Here is an 18,549-nt window from a genome sequence, read left to right as displayed (position 1 = left end):
CTTTTTATTGAATATTTTAGGAGCATTAGCCGCTTATGCTTTCTTCCCTAAAAAACCTTCATTAAATATTCAATTTGAACAGCAAGAAAATCAATTATTCCTTGCTGCTTAAACCGAACTCACGTTAAAGATTTAATAAAAAATACAACACTTTATTATAAATAATATTACCAAAACAGCAAATTCATACAAATAAAAATTATTTATAAACGTATATAGCACATTTATAAAATTGACAATCCACATCCAATATATTCGATGAAAAAAGACAAAAAAAAAGAGTAGCGAACCCGCTACTCTTTTCCACATGTTATATAAAATTCTTTAGAAGAACATCAACTAAATTAGCTTTTCTTACTACCAAATCCTAAAATAGCGAAAACAACTTTAAAAGCTAAAAATGATGCTACCAAAATTGCAACATTAGCAATTAAAGAAAATAGAAAAGTAGACTGACCCAATGAAGGAATCACATCGGGAACAAATCTCACGAATACACCAAATAAACCAATAATGATAGCAATGGTTAATGATACATAATAACTTGTTTGATTTGCGTTGTTATCCGTTTTTTTTGATTGTCTCTCAATAGCTGTATTTTCCATATCAGTGCTTTGTCTTTATTAATGGTACAAACTTAGATAAAATGCTTTGCATTCTCGAATACTTAATGCAAAAAAAATCATCTACGAGTGTTTCGCTGTTATCGCATTACCAACGAATGATTATTTTAATCCTATCGGGTTCATTTATTTTGTTTAAATATTCTAATCTAAAAAGGCGAAAGTACTATCATTTTTTTTATTAATATTGTAGTAAATTTTTGAAATGAAACACATTCTATATTTCGCAATTACAATTGTTCCTTTTCTTTCTACTGCTCAAGAACAACGGATAGACAATTTCATTGTAAAAGAAAATTTAACACAAAATGGGAAGATCGCTATTATAGCAGTGGATTCGGCAGAGGTTGCGGATGAACGTATCGATGGAACATTTCTGTTTTCTATGAATGGATTACAACAAAGCTTACAATTCCATCAAGGTGTAGCAGTGCCTTCCCAAAAAATAGATGGATCTACATTTGTTTTTTTTAAGCATAAAAACCAAGATAATTCGACCGGCAGACTTTACTTTATATATAAAAATGATAATAGTTTAAAACCGTACAAAGTCAACGGCTTATTATTATTGATTATTCCTGTATTATTACTATTGATAGCATACATTTTCAAAAGAATGCTATTAACGCTGGTAATCCTTGGTTTAATTTACGGATACTTATCTTTTAGCAAAGGTTTAGCGTTCACGCAGATCATAGAAAGTACATTGCAGGTTGTAAAAAACCTATTCTAAAATGGCAAGCCAACGCCAAAATTATATTGAATAAAATTGTAACGATCCGGACGGTTAGAGTTGTAATATCCGCGCTTAAAATCCTTAGCATCGAATAATTTCTGTATTACCCACTGACTCTTGCCTTCAAATTGAGGATCCTTTACTTTTAGCCCAGCATCAAGTCGCATAATAAAATAGTCCATATCAAAGCGCAGACCGAATCCCGTTCCTATTGCTATCTGCGAAAAAAACTTATTGATTTCAAATTGGCCATTCGGATTAAACCGATCTTCTCGGAGCCGCCAAACATTTCCCATATCAACGAATGTAGCGCCGTTCATTTTGGCTCCTAAAAAGTTATTCAATAATCGAAAACGGTATTCTAAATTTGTTTCTAATTTCACCTCTCCCAACTGATCTAAGTTCCGGAGACTCAGTCGAAGATTTTCATCATCTATACCTTTTCGATTGTAATTACCAGGACCTAACGTACGCGCCTGCCATGCTCGAATACCATTCATCCCTCCGGCAAAAAAACTTTTTTCAAAAATAAGCAATTTAGAATTGTTACCATACGGTATAGCCAAACCACCATTAAAACGAAAAACAAATTGCTTATGCCCCCCTAAGTGCCTATACCATCTGTAATCTACCTCACCTTTAACATATTGCAGATAGGGAACTTTAAACAAAATACGTTGATTGTCTTCATTTCGCTGAAAACTGAACACCTGACTAACTAAACCAAATAAATTGCCACTTAAATCGATCGAACTTCTCAAATAGAAAAAATCCTCCAATTTAAGCAGCCTAGGTGCATTCCAAGTGATGGCATATTGTGATCCTAGTCCAAAATATTCTCGGTCATTGGATTCGACATATAGATTATATCCCTCATTGATTAAATTTTGCTTAAAACTCTCATTGAATTTCCCAACACGATATTCCAATACAATCGGTGTATAACTATGCTGCAAATTAGCCGATTGCCACCAAGAATAATTCAGCGTATTAATTAAGTAACGATTAGAATACGTATTATCTTGATTAAATAACTGTAGACTCGACGAAAAAGTGGTGCGAGGCAATCCGTATTTTCCGATTCCGCGGATTTGGAATGGCAACAATAACCGGGGTACAACTAAATTGACCCCTACTTGAAAATCATTATTAAAAATCTTCTGGGAAAGATTGCCTTCCAAACGAGGATCGAATAACACTCCGTAACGCAATTTCACCTCCAGTAATTCCGCACCTCCAAAAATATTTCGATGAGAAAAAGTATTTCCTATATTAAAGCCGCTCATCCCGGAGCTAAATGTATATTCCCCCTCCACTTGATTCGCCATCAGCGAACGCGGTATCAATTCATACTTCACATCCAACAAACTACTATCTACTTTTTCGAAGTTAATTTTCACGCTACGAAAACCATTCATTTCATATAAACGGTCATAAGACAAGTTTTCATTACTTAAACTATAAATTTGCTCACTCCGCAGGTACATATAACGCGAGATCGGACGTAACCTGAAACGACCTATTTCGTCCACGAAATCTACACGCATGCTACTGTCGCGATATGCCTTTACCTCCCTTTTCATTTCATCCGAAGCGGGTCGAATTAAAAGCGAAACATTATTAATTTTATAAATACGGTGTTTATCGTTTTCAGGATTTAGTACCTGAATCGTTAAATTCACCCGACCTTCTCTTACATTAGTATCTACACCTACACGCATATACTGCCTTACATAATCATAATAACCTTGATCTTTTATAGCGGTATAGAGTCTTTCGCGTTCCTCCAATAGCTTAGCAGCATCATATTTTTCACCAATTCTAATTTTGGTAGTCGGCAACACCTCATTTATATATATACGCTGTATAGAAGTATCTTGAAATTCATAGTCTACTTTATCCAAAAAATATGGATTTCCTAGATGTGCGTTAAAATTAAGACGGGCCTTTTTTTTATTTATGTTTATTTGCGTATTAACCGATGCATTGAAATACCCTTTAGTCTTAAGGAAACTTTGAATCTGATTAGTCGATAGTTCTACCAAAGAGGAATCTAAGATATGCGGAGCCTCCCCGACCGGGCGTATATTATCAGTTTTATACTTCCCTTTTCGGGTATTAAAAATATTATAAATTGTCAAATTCAACGCGGAATTGGGTCTAATTTCGTTCGAAATATAGAGAGAAGATAGTTCTTTTAATTCATTGGGGATACCGTTTAAATCTATATCAGTTACTAAAGCTTGATCATCCTCCAAGTATTTTGCAGAACGGCAGGATGTAAAAATTAACAGTAAAAGCGTTATACTTGTAAAAATTAAAAAGCTTCTATTTTTAGTCATTAAATATGTTGTCAAAAGCGCAGATCAGTTTTATAACATCACTGCAACATAAAAAATTCCGAACACAATACAATTTATTCGTGGTCGAAGGTATCAAATCTGTAGTAGAATTTGTACACTCTTCTTACAATGTACAAAAAATATTCACTACACAAGAAATACGTGCAAAATTGGGTAAAATCTCTCAAAATATAAAATGTGAAGAAGTCACTGAAACTGAGTTATCTAAAATAAGTAGTCTTAAAAATCCGCAGGGGGCACTGGCATTGGTCGAAATCCCACAGACAACACAACTGGATTTAAGCACCTTAAAAGGCAAACACAGTATTGTTTTGGATGATATCCAAGATCCTGGCAATTTAGGCACTATCATACGTACTGCCGAATGGTTTGGCATTAGCACCATTTTATGTTCAACAGGTACTGTAGACACTTACAACCCAAAAGTAGTCCAAGCGACAATGGGTTCGCTTTCCAGGATACAGATCTATTATATCGACATCGAAGAATTGATATCACAATGTACCTTACCCACATTCGGTGCCCTATTAGAAGGGGATAATATTTACGAAACTAATTTCGGGAAGGAGGGACTAATTATTATGGGGAACGAAGGAAACGGAATTCGAAAAAATATAATTGGTAAAATACAACAAGCTGTAACCATTCCTAGAATTGGTCGTGCGGAGTCATTAAATGTCGCAGTAGCTACGACGATATTTTGTTCCGAAGTAACGCGACACAACATGTTAGCCAACAAGCAATAAGATGTCGGAAAAACCGGAATCGATATATACTTTACAATTTGGATTACTGTGCTTGAGTTCATTGTTATTCTCGGCAAGTTTTAACATGATCATCCCCGAGCTGCCAAATTACCTCTCCTCTTTAGGAGGAGCGGAACACAAAGGATTGATAATAGCACTCTTCACACTTACCGCTGGGATATCGAGACCTTTTAGTGGGCAACTTACGGACAAATGGGGGCGAGTACCTGTGATGGCAATAGGATCAATTGTCTGTGTAATCTGCAGTCTACTCTATCCGCTTTTAAGTTCTGTCGCCGGATTTTTTCTTCTACGATTAATTCACGGTTTTTCTACGGGCTTTAAACCCACCGCAACATCCGCCTATATTGCAGACATTATTCCAGCCAACCGATGGGGTGAAGCTCTAGGTATGCACGGATTGTGCTTTAGCCTAGGGAGCGCAATTGGACCGGCTGTAGGAAGTGCCGTAGCACAAGCATTTGATATACATACCATGTTTTACTGTTCGTCAGCATTCGCCTTGCTCTCTATTGTGATTGTAATGAACATACAGGAAACATTAATTCCAAAACAAAAATTTTCAAGGAACATGCTTCGCCTTTCACGCTCCGATATCATTGAACGTCGAGCAATTCCTGCTGGTATCGTAACACTACTATCATACTCGGCTTACGGTGTAATCCTTACGCTAATCCCCGATTGGAGTGAGTACGTGGGTATCAGTAACAAGGGATTATTTTTTACCACGTACACCCTAACATCTATAGGGGTTCGATTCGTTGCAGGTAGGATGGCAGACCGCCATGGAAGAATAAACGTAATACTAGTCGGATTGTTAATCATAGCAACTTCTTTATTTTTACTGGGCTTCGGAGATAGTATTAACGGTCTCCTTCTCGGAGCTTGCCTATATGGAATAGGCACAGGTATCCTTTCACCGGCACTAAATGCCTGGACGATTGATCTTTCATTACCTCAATATAGGGGAAAAGCTATGGCGACTATGTACATTGCCTTGGAAATGGGAATTGGCGGAGGAGCACTGTTGGCCGGCTACATATATCACGACAATCTTTCCCGAGTCCCTTATATTATGTACGGAACCGGAATAGTAATTTTATTTTCCGTAATCTATATTTTATATTGGGATTTGATAAACAAAAAACAAGCTTAACTGTTATTTGATTAAACTAAATCGTATGGAAAACAATTCATCAAAAAAAACGTATTCACTTGATTTGGCTTCAAGCTTATTGGCAACACTCCTTATCATCACCTTGATGTATTTATCGCAAAATGTACTGGTGCCATTATTATTCTCCATATTGATATCGATTACTTTATTTCCCTTAGCACGTTTTTTCGAAAGACTACGCTTGGGAAAAGCTTTTTCCGCAATTCTATCCGTTATCGTCGCTATTGCTATCATCTCTACGATTGGCTGGTTTATTATCCATCAAAGCATTATCATCGGTAAGGATGCTTCTGCAATTACGGAAAAAGTTCTTTCAGTATTTGACAGATTGCAAGTTTGGATTCAACAAACATTTGGCATAGAACGTGGTCAAATGATGGACAAACTCCAAGAACAGGGCAACAGAGCTTTGGAAAATATAGGGAGTCTTCTATCAAGCACTTTTGGTTCTATAGGCAACACCTTAGCCGGCACCGTATTAGTACCACTTTTTTGTTTCTTCCTACTTTATTACCGCGATTTTTTTCGTGAATTTTTCTTCAAAACATTTAAATCTACTCCACAACGTAAGGTGAACGAAGTATTAAATAAGATTTACGAAGTAGTACAGAGCTATTTGCTGGGGCTCGTGACAGTAATGGGGATAGTAGCCGTATTAAACACAGCTGGATTAATGTTGATGGGAATTGATTATGCGTGGTTTTTTGGATCTTTGGCTTCCCTCTTAATGCTCCTCCCATATATCGGTATTGCTATTGGATCTATTCTTCCGGCGTTGTTTGCATTAGCAGTCAAAGACAGTGCATGGTATGCAATCGGTGTAATTGTCTGGTTTCAGGTGGTTCAATTTTTAGAAGGCAATATCATTACTCCAAATATAGTAGGAAGTAAAGTAAGTATTAACCCTTTAATGGCTATTATTGGCATCTTATTGGGTGGTATGCTGTTCGGTTTATCAGGTTTGATATTAGCTTTGCCATTTATTGCTACCTTAAAAGTTATCTTCGATGCAATTCCAAGTATGCAGGCTATCGGATTTTTAATCGGTGAGCCAGAAAAAGAACATTTGAAAACGAATTCTACACAAGAACTGTTGATGAAATGGGGCATAGTACGGAAACCCAGGAATAAAAAGAAAGTTCAATTGGACGTACATGTAGACACCGAATCTACACCTGCAAAAACGACGTTAAATTATAAAGAAGTTAATGAATCGGAACAAAATCCGCTTGAAAACTTGGGTGAAAAATAAGAGAGCGATTACTCGCTCTCTTATTTTTCACCCTCTCTCTATGTTCTTGCGAATACTACGGCAATTTTTCAAAATCAATATCTGGAGCGGTATTCTTATTGTCAAATGAAAAGGTGCTGCCTGGTGTTACTATTTCATTAAAAAAACCTCCATTTTTCAGAAAGTATCCATTTGAGGTTACTCCCCCGATAGCATCTATTCTTTGTTTCGCTCGATAAGTGTTGTCTACAGTAAATCGTGCTGACGTAATTTTATTCCACACTCCATTGTACACCCATTGGTTTTTGAACTCCACTTGACGTCCCAGATAACCTTGATTAGGACTGAAATTCTCTAAGAAGCTATGAAAACCAGTCAAATAGGTATCAGTCTTCGGGCGCTTGAAGCTTGCAACAATTTGCCACTGCTGAGTGTCGGGATTAAAAAACCATGCTGAATAATCGGTGTGGTCATTTCCGTCAGGATTTCCTTTTAACAGAAATCGATAGGTTATACCAGCTTTCCAATGATACCGCAAATAACTTTGGCCTCCTGATCCTTCATTACCGAATTCTCCGGTATGAACATCTGTACCTTTTTTATTTAAGACAATTTTTTGATCATCAGGAATTGTTTTTGGATCATCCGTATGAAATGGGCTCCATACAGAAAACAGTATCCTTCTTTCTCGTTCGGAATTCACTTGAATACCGAAATAACCCTGTCCGAAACCTATGGCCATAAAATATGAACCAATCTTGTCTTCCCCCTCTGGAATTGTAATTTCATTATAGTAATAGGTAGCATCCGATATTCCTGAGACATTGTAGTTGATATGACACGAAGGTCCTCTTCTCGCCCAATAGTAATAATTGGGGTCATCAGAATACAACACACCATCTGCTACGGCTTCACCCGAAATTAGGAGATGCGAAATCTCTCCGTAGCTATTGCCCGAAGTATTCAGACCTTGAACACTCACTTGCACGTAACCTTCGTCCACCACATTAAATGCTCCAACATTGATCTCTCCAAAATCAGGTGAAGACAGTTCAACCTCTTCCGATCTTTCGCCAACAGAAACCCGTACCTTGGACTTTTGACCTTCAGGTGCTTTGGCTCGGAGTTTTAAGAAAAAGGTTCCTGTTTTCGACGTTCTAAAATAAATACTGGTCACCGTAGAGGGGGCCGCCCAATTTGTCAAACCAACATTGGAAATAGATTCCTTAGCACGAGAATCCTTATAGGTAAAGAAGGCATTTCCGGCCAATGGAATTTCATACGTTTTGTCCTCAAATCTAATAGCTGACAAAAAGTAGCCTGCTGTAACATTAGCTTTTATAAGGTAGCTGCTACTGAGGAATACCGCAGCTAACAGAATAACATTTTTTAGATATTGTCTTATCATAAATTTAGAATAAGTACTAAAAATACGACATACATTCTGTTAAAAATATGCCCGGTGCATCATCAAACGTTTGCGCAGCTAAACGTTTTAAAAATATTACATTAAAATCCTACAGACTTCAGATTCAAACCCGTCCGCTCATCCAAGCCAAACAATAGGTTCATATTCTGTACAGCCTGCCCGGAAGCTCCTTTTAACAGATTATCCGTTGCGTTCAATACGAACAACTTATTACTGTGTTTTTCCAGATGGATAATACTTTTATTTGTATTGACGACCTGCTTTAAATCGATGTTCTCGTCAGACACATGCGTAAAAGGATGTGAAGCATAATACCTTTCGTACAATTCGTATGCTTCTCGTTCCGACAAATCCGATTCAAGATAAATCGTCGAAAAAATTCCCCGGGCAAAATCACCACGTTGAGGCACAAAATTGATTTTTCCCGCAGCTCTATCTAATAAAGATTTTTCCGATTGCGGTAAAAATCCATTTTGTAGTTGATCTAACGACTCTGATATCTCCTGTAAATGTTGATGTGCAAAAGATTTATATGCAGAAAGGTTATTATTACGCCAAGAGAAATGGGTTGTCGGCCCCGGCTTTTGGCCAGCTCCTGTAGATCCCGTGGTCGCGTTAACATGAATTTGATCGGGTAATATTCCCTCATTTGCCAACGGTAACAGTGCCAACTGAATATTTGTAGCGAAACAGCCCGGATTGGCAATATATTGTGCTGACTTTATCGTATCCCGATTTAATTCGGGTAGACCATAAATAAACTTTTTACCTTGATACGTTGTATTTGCACGGAGACGATAATCTTGTGATAAATCAATAATTTTTACAGAAGCATCAACAGGATGAGCATCCAGAAATTTTCGTGCGTCTCCATGACCTACACAAAGAAAAAGGACATCAATATCCGAGTGAAAATCAGAAGAAAAGGTCAACTCCGTATCCCCCAATAAATCGTTGTGTACCTTATACAACTTATTACCAGCATTAGAAACACTGTTTGCGAATATTATTTCTACGTTGGGGTGATAAATCAGCACACGCAACAATTCACCACCGGTGTATCCCGCAGAACCTACTATCCCTACTTTAATATTATTCATTAGTCTCCTTTATTCACTTTGTGCCAAATCAGCGTTTGATTTCCAAATATCTTAGAAAACCCTTTCACATCATCACCGGTATAGCCCTTGTTCATCTCACCGTAGCTACCAAATTTATTGGACATTAGATCATGATCCGACTCGATACCAATGATTACAAAACGGTATGGATGCAATTCGACAATAACACGACCTGAAACCGTTGATTGAGCGCTTTGTAGAAAAGCTTCGATATCACGCATTACCGGATCATGCATTTGACCTTCGTGCATATAATTTCCATAGAATGCAGCAATCTGATCCTTCCATGACAATTGCCATTTTGTCAACGTATGTTTTTCTAACGTATGATGCGCTTTAATTAAGATCAAAGGGGCAGCTGCTTCAAAACCAACACGGCCTTTGATACCGATGATCGTATCGCCCACGTGAATGTCACGACCAATACCGTAAGGTTGAGCAAGATCCTGTAACTGCTGAATCACTTTTACGGAACCAATTTTCTCTCCGTCTAAAGCGACTGGTTCACCATATTCAAAATCAATCGTTATTTGGCGGGGTTCTGTCGACGTCACTGCTGTGGGCCAAGCTGTCTCCGGAAGATATTGGTTCGAGGTCAACGTCTCTGCACCACCTACTGAAGTACCCCACAATCCCTTATTAATCGAATATTTCGCTTTTTCGGCCGAATATTCTACGCCGTGACTATTTAAATAGTCAATTTCTGCTTCCCGGCTTAATTTTAGATCACGAATAGGCGTAATAATTTCTATTCCCGGAATTAACGTTTCGAAGATCATATCAAAACGAACTTGATCGTTACCTGCTCCCGTAGAACCGTGAGCCACACATTCTGCACCGATTTTTTTTGCATAATTTGCGATAGCCGTTGCTTGGCAGACACGTTCTGCGGAGACTGATAAGGGATAAGTGGCATTTTTCAATACATTCCCAAAGATCAGGTATTTGATAGTTTCACGATAGTAGTTTTCAGTTTCGTCAATCGTAGTATGTGATTTCACACCTAATTCGTAAGCGCGTTTTTCAATATGCTGAATTTCTTCTTCTGAAAAACCACCGGTATTCACAACGACTGAATGAACTTCTAAACCTAGATCTTGAGTTAGATAAATACAACAAAATGATGTATCTAAACCACCACTAAACGCTAAAACTACTTTTTTCATGCTTCTTTATAAAGATTTATACGCGGCTTATTATCAAGCCGAACAAAGTTAACAAATTAATATCCTTTTATCGGTTTTACACCGACGGGAATTACTGACGCTACAAATTTCTTCGTAGATTTCCACAATTTTGCTTCAATACGTTTTAAAAGTGATTGCTTTTTAGCAATGCGATCCAAACGTTCCTTTGCTTCCGCTTTACGCTGAATTTTTTCTTTGAGTTCCTTTTCTTTTTCTACCGGATCCCATAACATCGCTGTACACATACAGTTTTTACGGTCTTTGCTCATCAGTATATCGTAATTAATGCAGCTCTTGCATCCTTTCCAGAATTCTTCATCCTGTGTCAGTTCTGAATAGGTAACAGGCTCATAACCTAAATCAGAGTTTATTTTCATAACCGCCAACCCTGTAGTCAGCCCAAATATTTTAGAAGTAGGATATTTCTCCCGAGAAAGATCAAACACACGCTTTTTAATCGCTTTTGCTAATCCAACCTTTCGGAAAGCCGGACTAACAATTAACCCGGAATTAGCTACATAGTCGCCATGTCCCCATGTTTCAATATAGCAGAATCCGGCCCAAGTACCATCCTTGTGCAAAGCAATCACAGCTTTTCCTTCGTTCATTTTCATAGCTACGTATTCAGGCTTACGGCGCGCAATACCTGTTCCACGAGCTTTAGCGGATTCAAACATTTCCTCACAGATTTGCTCCGCGTAGTGCAAATGGGCAGATGTAGCAGGAATAATTAAAAAATCTGAAATTGTCATCTAAGATGTCGACCTAAAAATTAATGCACTTTAGTGCTTTATAATATAAACTAAATTTGAAAAGTATCACCGAGCCGGATGACCTTAAAAAGATGGAATTAGCCTGCCTCCGCATCAAGCCCGAGGCAGAATAGGTCGTCGAAATCGCAAAACCGGACAGTTCAATGTATATATTTCGGTCATATAAGAGCCGACAAACTTTCTTGAAGTTTGCCTTGACCATGCTATATATAGCTTAATACAATACATTTAATGATATGTTGCTTTCTTTAAATTTGACTACGCAAAAGTAAAAAATTATTTTTTTCTTTTATGCAATATTTATGTAGTTTTTTTGAATATTAATCAATTATATAAAATATATTTAACCAAACTATCAATTTGACCACGATTCTATTAAAACGTTTAAAATCCCTAATAGTTGTCAGTTATTTGTCATTCGACAAAAAGACTTTTCAGATTATACAATAAATAGCCTAATTTTGGAGATCAAATTACATTATATATGGTCGGACCAAGTATTATCTTCTATATCATCTTTGCAGTTCCCTATATTTTCGTCATGTATTGGCTTGTAAAACAAGATAAAAAAAAATATGCTTGGGGATTAGCAGTTGTGACGATTATTGCGCTCTTAGCAATCTATGTATCACAAGTAGCAAGCAGAAATGCCATCGAAAATTACAAACAACATCAAATAGACTCTCGCAAAATCGAACAGGAACAATCACAAGATTCCCTAAAATAAAAGAGGTGCGTATCGTATAACGCACCTCTTTTATTTTAATTCTTAGATCACTCTATTAGTCATCAATACCTTCGAGTTTAAGAAAAAAAGCATACTCTAACGCTTGATCTTTCAGGTAATCAAAGCGTCCCGAGGCACCTCCATGACCAAAATCCATATCGGTTTTCAACAAGATCACCTGATCTCCGGTTTTAGTTGCCCGTAATTTAGCCACCCATTTGGCAGGTTCGAAATATTGCACTTGACTATCGTGTAAACCAGTTGTCACGAGTAGGTTCGGATAGTCTTTAGCTTCAATATTCTCATAGGGAGAATAAGACTTCATATATTCATAAGCTTCTTTATTATTCGGATTCCCCCATTCATCGTATTCATTCGTAGTAAGTGGAATGCTTTCATCTAACATCGTATTTACGACATCTACAAAAGGCACCGCAGCAATTACACCATTCCACAAATCAGGAGCCATATTAATCACGGCGCCCATCAGCAATCCTCCGGCACTTCCGCCCTCAGCATACAAGTGTCCTTTTGATGTATATTTTTGCGCAATCAGATATTCCCCACAATCGATGAAATCCGTAAACGTATTGATCTTCTTCATCATCTTTCCATCTTCATACCATTGGCGCCCCATTTCCTCTCCCCCACGTATGTGTGCTATAGCGAAAATAAATCCGCGATCAAGCAAAGACAACCGACTGGAACTAAAGGTAGCATCCATTGATGCACCATACGATCCATACGCATACAGGTACAAGGGAGCAGAACCATCTATCTTTGTTCCTTTTTTATAAACCAACGAAATAGGTACTTTTGTTCCATCCTTTGCCGTAGCAAATAAGCGTTCAGTAACATATTGTGCAACATCATATCCACCGACCACTTCCTGTTGTTTCAATAAAGTTTTCTCCCTGCTCTCCATATTATAATCGTATGTAGACGAAGGCGTAACCAATGAGGTATAGCCATAACGCACCACATCCGAATCATACTCTTCATTTGTACTGGAAAACACTTTGTAAGCCGGTTCACCCATATTCAAATAGTGCTGTGAATGATCGCTCAGATTGTGAATAGCCAGATTAGTCAACCCGTTTTTACGTTCCGAAATAACAAGATAATCCCTAAATTCATCGATTCCCTCAACCAATACATCCGGGCGATGCGGAATGAATTCAGTCCAATTTTCTTTTCCCGTTTTATCTAAAGGACATTGCATCACTTTAAAGTTTTTAGCTTCATCATTTGTCAAAATCAAGAAGCGATCTGCCAACGGAATTACAGAATACAGCACTTCTTTCCTTCGTGGCTGAAAAACCCTAAATTTCCCCTTTGGGTCGTTAGCATTCAAATAAAAGACTTCCGAGCTTAGGGTCGCACCCGAATAGATTAAGATATATTGAGCATTTTTCGACTTCCCTACTCCTATATAATTGGTGTTATCCTTCTCTTCATATACTGCTATATCCTCCTTGCTATCTGTCCCCAGGGTGTGTCTTTTTATTTTTTCAGAAAGAAGGGTAACCGGGTTTTTAGACGTATAGAATATGGTTTTATTGTCCGCTGCCCACGTTGCACTTCCTGAAGTCCGGTCAATTTTATCCGCATATACTTCTCCTGTTTCCAGATTTTTAATATAAAGCGTGTACTCCCTTCTTGAAACTGTATCGATTCCATAGGCCAACAATTTGTTATCAGGACTTACCGTTGATCCGCCTACGGCAAAATAAGAATACCCTTTAGCCATTTCATCGACATCCAGCAGCACTTCTTCTTTTGCATCCAAACTTGCTTTTTTACGGCATAACTTATAATACTGTTTCCCTTCATCCGTACGCCGGTAATAATAATATCCATTTTTAAGATAAGGAACGGATTCATCCTTTTCTTTAATACGGGATTTCATTTCATCAAACAACTTGGTCTGCAGATTTTCTGTACTCCTCATCATCTCCTGCATGTAGGCATTTTCTGCTTCCAGGTATTCTATCACGTCTGTAGAATCTGGGCCTTTTTTGAAATAATCGTTCAGCCAATAATAATTATCTACTACTGTGTCACCGTGTATGATGCGCTTAAATGGCTTAACGGTAGCAACAGGAATTTCTGCTTTGGGCCAAGCGACAGCAGATTGCTTCGGTTCCTGCGAACAAGAAGTTAAAATAGCACCAATTAGAATCATATAATTAATTTTTTTTTCAATCATTTCACGGAGAGCTTGTTAATGAGTAAAGTTATGTAAAAAGCACATGATTTTTCACCTTTTTTAACAATCTCATGTAATTAATAGCACTATCTTTGCGTTTCGATAAGTAGTACTTAGATAAAGCACCTTAGATGCAAGTTATAATCATGTTAAATAAAAAATATTCATTCGTGTGTGCTTAAAGTATGAATGAGTACTACATGGTTAAAAAATTTATCTTCGGTAGACTCACAAGCTCGATTCTCCTCGAACACTTAGAATTTATTTATAGCGAAAAACAAACAAAAACTGTAAAATATGCTTAAAAACAAACATTTAATTACCTTACTAGGCATAAGTGTACTGCCTTTCATGGGATTCACCCAAGATAAAAAAGATACACCTCCAGCAAACTGGTTTAACTTAGATTACAAAACGGATGGTATTATGGGTATTAGCACCGAAAAAGCCTATGAACTATTGAAAGGAAAAAAGCCAACCCCTGTAATCGTAGCGGTAATAGATGGCGGAGTAGATGTTGAACACGAAGATCTAAAAGACGTATTATGGATCAATAAAAAAGATTCAAATAACGATGGCAAAGATGACGATGGAAATGGATACATAGATGATAAATATGGATGGAATTTTATCGGAGGAGCCAACGGTAAAAATGTAGACCACGACAATCTCGAAGTGACCCGACTAATTGCAAAATACGAACCAAAATACATTTCTGTCCTACCTTCTACCCCACTTTCTGAATCCGAACGTAGAGAATTTGTAGCATATCAAAAAATGATTGCAGATTATACCACGAAAATGGACGAAGCACAATTTGGGGAAACAAACTACAGTCGACTAAAACAAGAATTAGACAATATTGTATCTGCAATAGGAAAAGATCCAAAAGATATTACCAAAGCAGATTTCGACGGGTTCAACGCTATATCTGACCGCCAAAAAATGGCTGTACGTATTGCTAAAAAGGAAATGGAAAAAAACCCATTCGAAAAATTCTATACTGACATCAAAGATGCAGATAGACACTTCGAAAATCAAGTTAAATACAATTTAAATAAAGATTTCAATCCACGTCCAATCGTAGGCGATGATTACGAAAATGCAATGGATCGGTTTTACGGAAATAATGATGTAAAAGGCCCTGATGCAGATCACGGCACACATGTTGCAGGTATCATAGGTGCAAAACGGAATAACGGAAAAGGGATCAATGGTGTTGCAGATCAAGTGAAAATAATGGCTATTCGAGTAGTTCCGAACGGAGATGAGCGAGACAAAGACGTGGCAAATGGAATTCGATACGCGGTAGATAATGGAGCCAAAATAATTAACATGAGCTTTGGAAAAGGCTATGTCTACAATAAAAAAGCAGTAGATGAAGCTGTTAAATATGCTATAGAAAAAGATGTTTTACTCGTACACGCCGCAGGAAACGACGGTAAGAACATTGATATATCAAAAAATTATCCGACCAAATACTTCACAGACAGCCTGGATGCCATTGTAGGAGAAGCTACTTCATGGATTACAGTTGGTGCAACATCATGGAAATTAGACGGAGATTTATTAGCAGATTTTTCAAATTACGGATACAAAACCGTCGATGTCTTTGCTCCGGGAGTCGCTATCCATTCAACTATGCCGAATTCCAACTACAAAGACCAACAAGGAACAAGTATGGCTGCACCGGTTGTATCAGGTTTAGCAGCCTTATTGAGAGCTTATTACCCTCAACTTACTGCACAGGAAACCAAAGATATTATCATAAAATCAGTGACTAAAGTTGATCAAAAAGTAAAAATAAATCAAGATGGATCATCCAAAAAAGTATATTTAGATGAGATCAGCACAGGAGGTGGAATTGTAAACGCCTATAACGCCATCGTAGAGGCAAATAAATATATTTCACATAAAAAGTAAAAAAATGTTAAATTTTCTATAATATTAATTCTTAAATTGCGTTATGTAAGTGTATTGAAATTAACAAGATGCGTATGATAGAAAATTTTACGAAAAATGAAAGTCTAACTTACGAGGGGATAGAGGGGTATAACAAAATTGAGACGGAAGAGCAATTTGAAGAAAAGCTAAAAGCAACTATCAAAAAATTTACTAAAGCTCCAAGTAATCATGTCATTGAAAAGATACTAAATTACTCCAAATCACTCAAGTAAGTAATAACAAAAGCTACTCTACCATAGAGTGGCTTTTGTCTTAATATATATTGTATATAACGAACTTTCTCAAATTCGCTATCTTTGTAATATGTTAAAGAAAGAACGGTATAGAGAATTTGTAAACTATTTTTCCACTCATAATCCAGATGCACAAACAGAACTGAACTATCGTAATCCGTACGAGCTCCTTGTAGCTGTAATTCTTTCTGCACAATGCACAGATAAGCGTATTAATCAAGTAACCCCTACACTATTCGAACGATTCCCCGATGTAGAATCTCTTGCAGCAAGTAATCCAGAAGAAGTATTTACATATATTCGCTCAGTAAGCTATCCAAATAATAAAGCAAAGCACCTTGTAGGTATGGCTCAAAAACTACTCTCTGAATTCAGCAGTGAGGTTCCTGAAAAAATAGAAGATTTAATAAAATTACCCGGCGTCGGGCGCAAAACTGCAAATGTCATATCCTCTGTGGTTTTCCATCAACCTGCTATGGCGGTAGATACACACGTATTTAGGGTGAGTAATCGACTAGGTCTAACCAGCAATGCTACTACCCCTTTAGCGGTAGAGAAACAGTTAGTACAATATTTACCAAAAGATACAATTGCTATAGCACATCATTGGTTAATTCTCCACGGTCGATATATATGTCTGGCGCGTAAGCCCAAATGTGAGGAGTGTCCTATTACACACATGTGTAGGTATTTTGAAAAGACACATAAAACGCTTTCAATAGATATTTCCGCTAATAAATCTGAAGAACCAGACGTTCTGGACATAAAGGATACCGGAAATCCAAATTTGCGGAAACTAATTAAACGTTTGTAAAAAAATGAATAAACATTTCAACAAATCGTTTAACTATCTGAATTAGACCATATCTTTATTAATTAAAACAATAAGCTAATTTTTTTAGTATTTTATTTGGTAATACAATTTTAATATACTATTTTTGATTTATAAATACTAACAATATGAGTAAAGAAGACAAATTAAAAGCCTTACAGCTTACATTAGATAAACTAGACAAAACATACGGTAAGGGTGCCATAATGAAATTAGGAGATTCGGCCGTAGAGCCTATTGAATCCATTTCCACCGGTTCACTGGGCTTGGACATCGCTTTAGGTATTGGAGGTGTTCCTAAAGGACGAGTGATCGAAATATATGGCCCCGAATCTTCTGGCAAAACGACCTTAGCCACCCATATTGTTGCTGAGGCTCAAAAAAAAGGCGGCATAGCAGCAATCATAGATGCCGAACATGCTTTTGATAAATACTATGCCCAAAAATTAGGTGTAGATATTGAAAACCTTTTGATCTCCCAACCGGATAACGGTGAGCAAGGTTTAGAAATTGCAGACAATCTGATCCGATCAGGAGCAATTGATGTTATCGTAATTGACTCTGTAGCAGCTTTAGTTCCTAAAGGTGAAATTGAAGGTGAAATGGGTGATTCAAAAATGGGCCTTCAAGCGCGTTTAATGTCACAGGCTTTACGTAAATTAACCGGTACGATCTCCAAAACAAACTGCTGTTGTATCTTCATTAACCAATTACGTGAGAAAATCGGTGTAATGTTTGGTAACCCTGAAACTACAACTGGTGGTAACGCTTTAAAATTCTATGCGTCAGTACGCTTGGATATCCGTCGTACTTCGCAAATCAAAGATGCAGACGAGGTTTCAGGTAATCGCGTAAAAGTAAAAATTGTAAAAAACAAAGTAGCACCTCCTTTTCGTATAGCTGAATTTGACATCATGTTCGGGGAAGGTATTTCAAAAGTTGGCGAAATCATCGATTTGGGAGTAGAATACGGCATTGTTAAAAAATCAGGTTCATGGTTTAGCTATGGAGACACAAAACTAGGTCAAGGGCGTGATTCAGTGAAATCTTTATTATTAGACAACCCAGATCTTAGCGATGAAATAGAAGCTAAAATCAGAGCAGAAGTTAGTGGAGTCAATCTAGATCAATCTGTTTTAAATAAAGAAGAATAAACAATTCATTCAAGTATATAAA

Annotated in this window: 16 protein-coding genes and 1 pseudogene; 10 read left to right on the top strand and 7 right to left on the bottom strand. The window is 37.2% G+C overall.

The genetic code is table 11. From position 1 onward, the window contains the following. A pseudogene (locus tag E4F24_RS14165) lies at positions 1-112 on the top strand (IS982 family transposase); the annotation flags it as partial. A gap of 232 nt (positions 113-344) precedes the next feature. Here the strand turns inward: E4F24_RS14165 and E4F24_RS01135 are convergent. Further along, positions 345-605: a hypothetical protein gene (locus tag E4F24_RS01135; RefSeq protein ID WP_140936769.1), complete on the bottom strand. Its 261-nt coding sequence runs from the start codon at positions 603-605 to the stop codon at positions 345-347. Between the two features lie 223 nt (positions 606-828). Here E4F24_RS01135 and E4F24_RS01130 point away from each other — a divergent pair, with 223 nt between their 5' ends. Next, on the top strand, positions 829-1,356 hold the full coding sequence (locus tag E4F24_RS01130; protein ID WP_140936768.1) for a hypothetical protein: 528 nt from the start codon (positions 829-831) through the stop codon (positions 1,354-1,356). On the opposite strand, the gene tamL is transcribed toward E4F24_RS01130, so the two are convergent. Further along, a complete protein-coding gene (gene tamL / locus E4F24_RS01125; protein WP_140936767.1) occupies positions 1,353-3,701 on the bottom strand; it encodes a translocation and assembly module lipoprotein TamL in 2,349 nt (782 codons plus the stop codon). The genes E4F24_RS01130 and tamL overlap by 4 nt on opposite strands. A gap of 5 nt (positions 3,702-3,706) precedes the next feature. Here tamL and E4F24_RS01120 point away from each other — a divergent pair, with 5 nt between their 5' ends. Genes E4F24_RS01120 through E4F24_RS01110 form a run of 3 tightly spaced genes read left to right on the top strand, consistent with a single transcriptional unit; the run spans position 3,707 to position 6,918 of the window. After that, the gene (locus E4F24_RS01120) at positions 3,707-4,468 is read left to right on the top strand and encodes a TrmH family RNA methyltransferase (RefSeq protein ID WP_140936766.1); all 762 of its coding nucleotides are present in this window, start codon (positions 3,707-3,709) and stop codon (positions 4,466-4,468) included. A gap of 1 nt (position 4,469) precedes the next feature. Beyond that, on the top strand, positions 4,470-5,645 hold the full coding sequence (locus tag E4F24_RS01115) for an MFS transporter (protein WP_140936765.1): 1,176 nt from the start codon (positions 4,470-4,472) through the stop codon (positions 5,643-5,645). Between the two features lie 25 nt (positions 5,646-5,670). Then, on the top strand, positions 5,671-6,918 hold the full coding sequence (locus E4F24_RS01110; RefSeq protein WP_140936764.1) for an AI-2E family transporter: 1,248 nt from the start codon (positions 5,671-5,673) through the stop codon (positions 6,916-6,918). 55 nt (positions 6,919-6,973) lie between these two features. On the opposite strand, the gene E4F24_RS01105 is transcribed toward E4F24_RS01110, so the two are convergent. From E4F24_RS01105 to E4F24_RS01090, 4 genes are all read right to left on the bottom strand, one after another. Then, entirely contained in the window at positions 6,974-8,305 is a 1,332-nt protein-coding gene (locus tag E4F24_RS01105) for a DUF3472 domain-containing protein (protein ID WP_140936763.1), read from the bottom strand. A gap of 101 nt (positions 8,306-8,406) precedes the next feature. Continuing rightward, a complete protein-coding gene (gene argC / locus E4F24_RS01100; protein ID WP_140936762.1) occupies positions 8,407-9,426 on the bottom strand; it encodes an N-acetyl-gamma-glutamyl-phosphate reductase in 1,020 nt (339 codons plus the stop codon). Then, a complete protein-coding gene (gene argG, locus E4F24_RS01095; RefSeq protein WP_140936761.1) occupies positions 9,426-10,613 on the bottom strand; it encodes an argininosuccinate synthase in 1,188 nt (395 codons plus the stop codon). Before argG ends, argC begins: the two co-directional genes overlap by 1 nt. A gap of 56 nt (positions 10,614-10,669) precedes the next feature. Then, positions 10,670-11,386: a GNAT family N-acetyltransferase gene (locus E4F24_RS01090; protein ID WP_140936760.1), complete on the bottom strand. Its 717-nt coding sequence runs from the start codon at positions 11,384-11,386 to the stop codon at positions 10,670-10,672. Positions 11,387-11,891: 505 nt separating this feature from the next. On the opposite strand from E4F24_RS01090, the gene E4F24_RS01085 reads away from it, so the two are divergent. After that, on the top strand, positions 11,892-12,134 hold the full coding sequence (locus E4F24_RS01085; RefSeq protein WP_136903245.1) for a hypothetical protein: 243 nt from the start codon (positions 11,892-11,894) through the stop codon (positions 12,132-12,134). 55 nt (positions 12,135-12,189) lie between these two features. On the opposite strand, the gene E4F24_RS01080 is transcribed toward E4F24_RS01085, so the two are convergent. Then, complete coding sequence (locus E4F24_RS01080) at positions 12,190-14,319, bottom strand: S9 family peptidase (protein WP_140936759.1); 2,130 nt, start codon at positions 14,317-14,319, stop codon at positions 12,190-12,192. A 321-nt stretch (positions 14,320-14,640) separates the two neighbouring features. Here E4F24_RS01080 and E4F24_RS01075 point away from each other — a divergent pair, with 321 nt between their 5' ends. From E4F24_RS01075 to recA, 4 genes are all read left to right on the top strand, one after another. After that, positions 14,641-16,266 carry a S8 family peptidase gene (locus tag E4F24_RS01075; RefSeq protein ID WP_235891126.1) on the top strand — a complete coding sequence of 542 codons (1,626 nt, stop codon included), beginning with the start codon at positions 14,641-14,643 and terminating at the stop codon, positions 16,264-16,266. A gap of 68 nt (positions 16,267-16,334) precedes the next feature. Then, positions 16,335-16,520, top strand: a complete 186-nt coding sequence (locus tag E4F24_RS01070) for a hypothetical protein (protein WP_140936758.1) — start codon at positions 16,335-16,337, stop codon at positions 16,518-16,520. A gap of 91 nt (positions 16,521-16,611) precedes the next feature. Next, positions 16,612-17,355 carry an endonuclease III gene (gene nth, locus E4F24_RS01065; RefSeq protein ID WP_140936757.1) on the top strand — a complete coding sequence of 248 codons (744 nt, stop codon included), beginning with the start codon at positions 16,612-16,614 and terminating at the stop codon, positions 17,353-17,355. Positions 17,356-17,501: 146 nt separating this feature from the next. Continuing rightward, complete coding sequence (gene recA / locus E4F24_RS01060; protein WP_140936756.1) at positions 17,502-18,527, top strand: recombinase RecA; 1,026 nt, start codon at positions 17,502-17,504, stop codon at positions 18,525-18,527. The last annotated feature ends 22 nt before the right edge of the window (positions 18,528-18,549 follow it).

Source organism: Sphingobacterium lumbrici (assembly GCF_006476045.1).
GTDB lineage: Bacteria > Bacteroidota > Bacteroidia > Sphingobacteriales > Sphingobacteriaceae > Sphingobacterium > Sphingobacterium lumbrici.
This window is presented reverse-complemented; position numbering and strand designations above follow the sequence as displayed.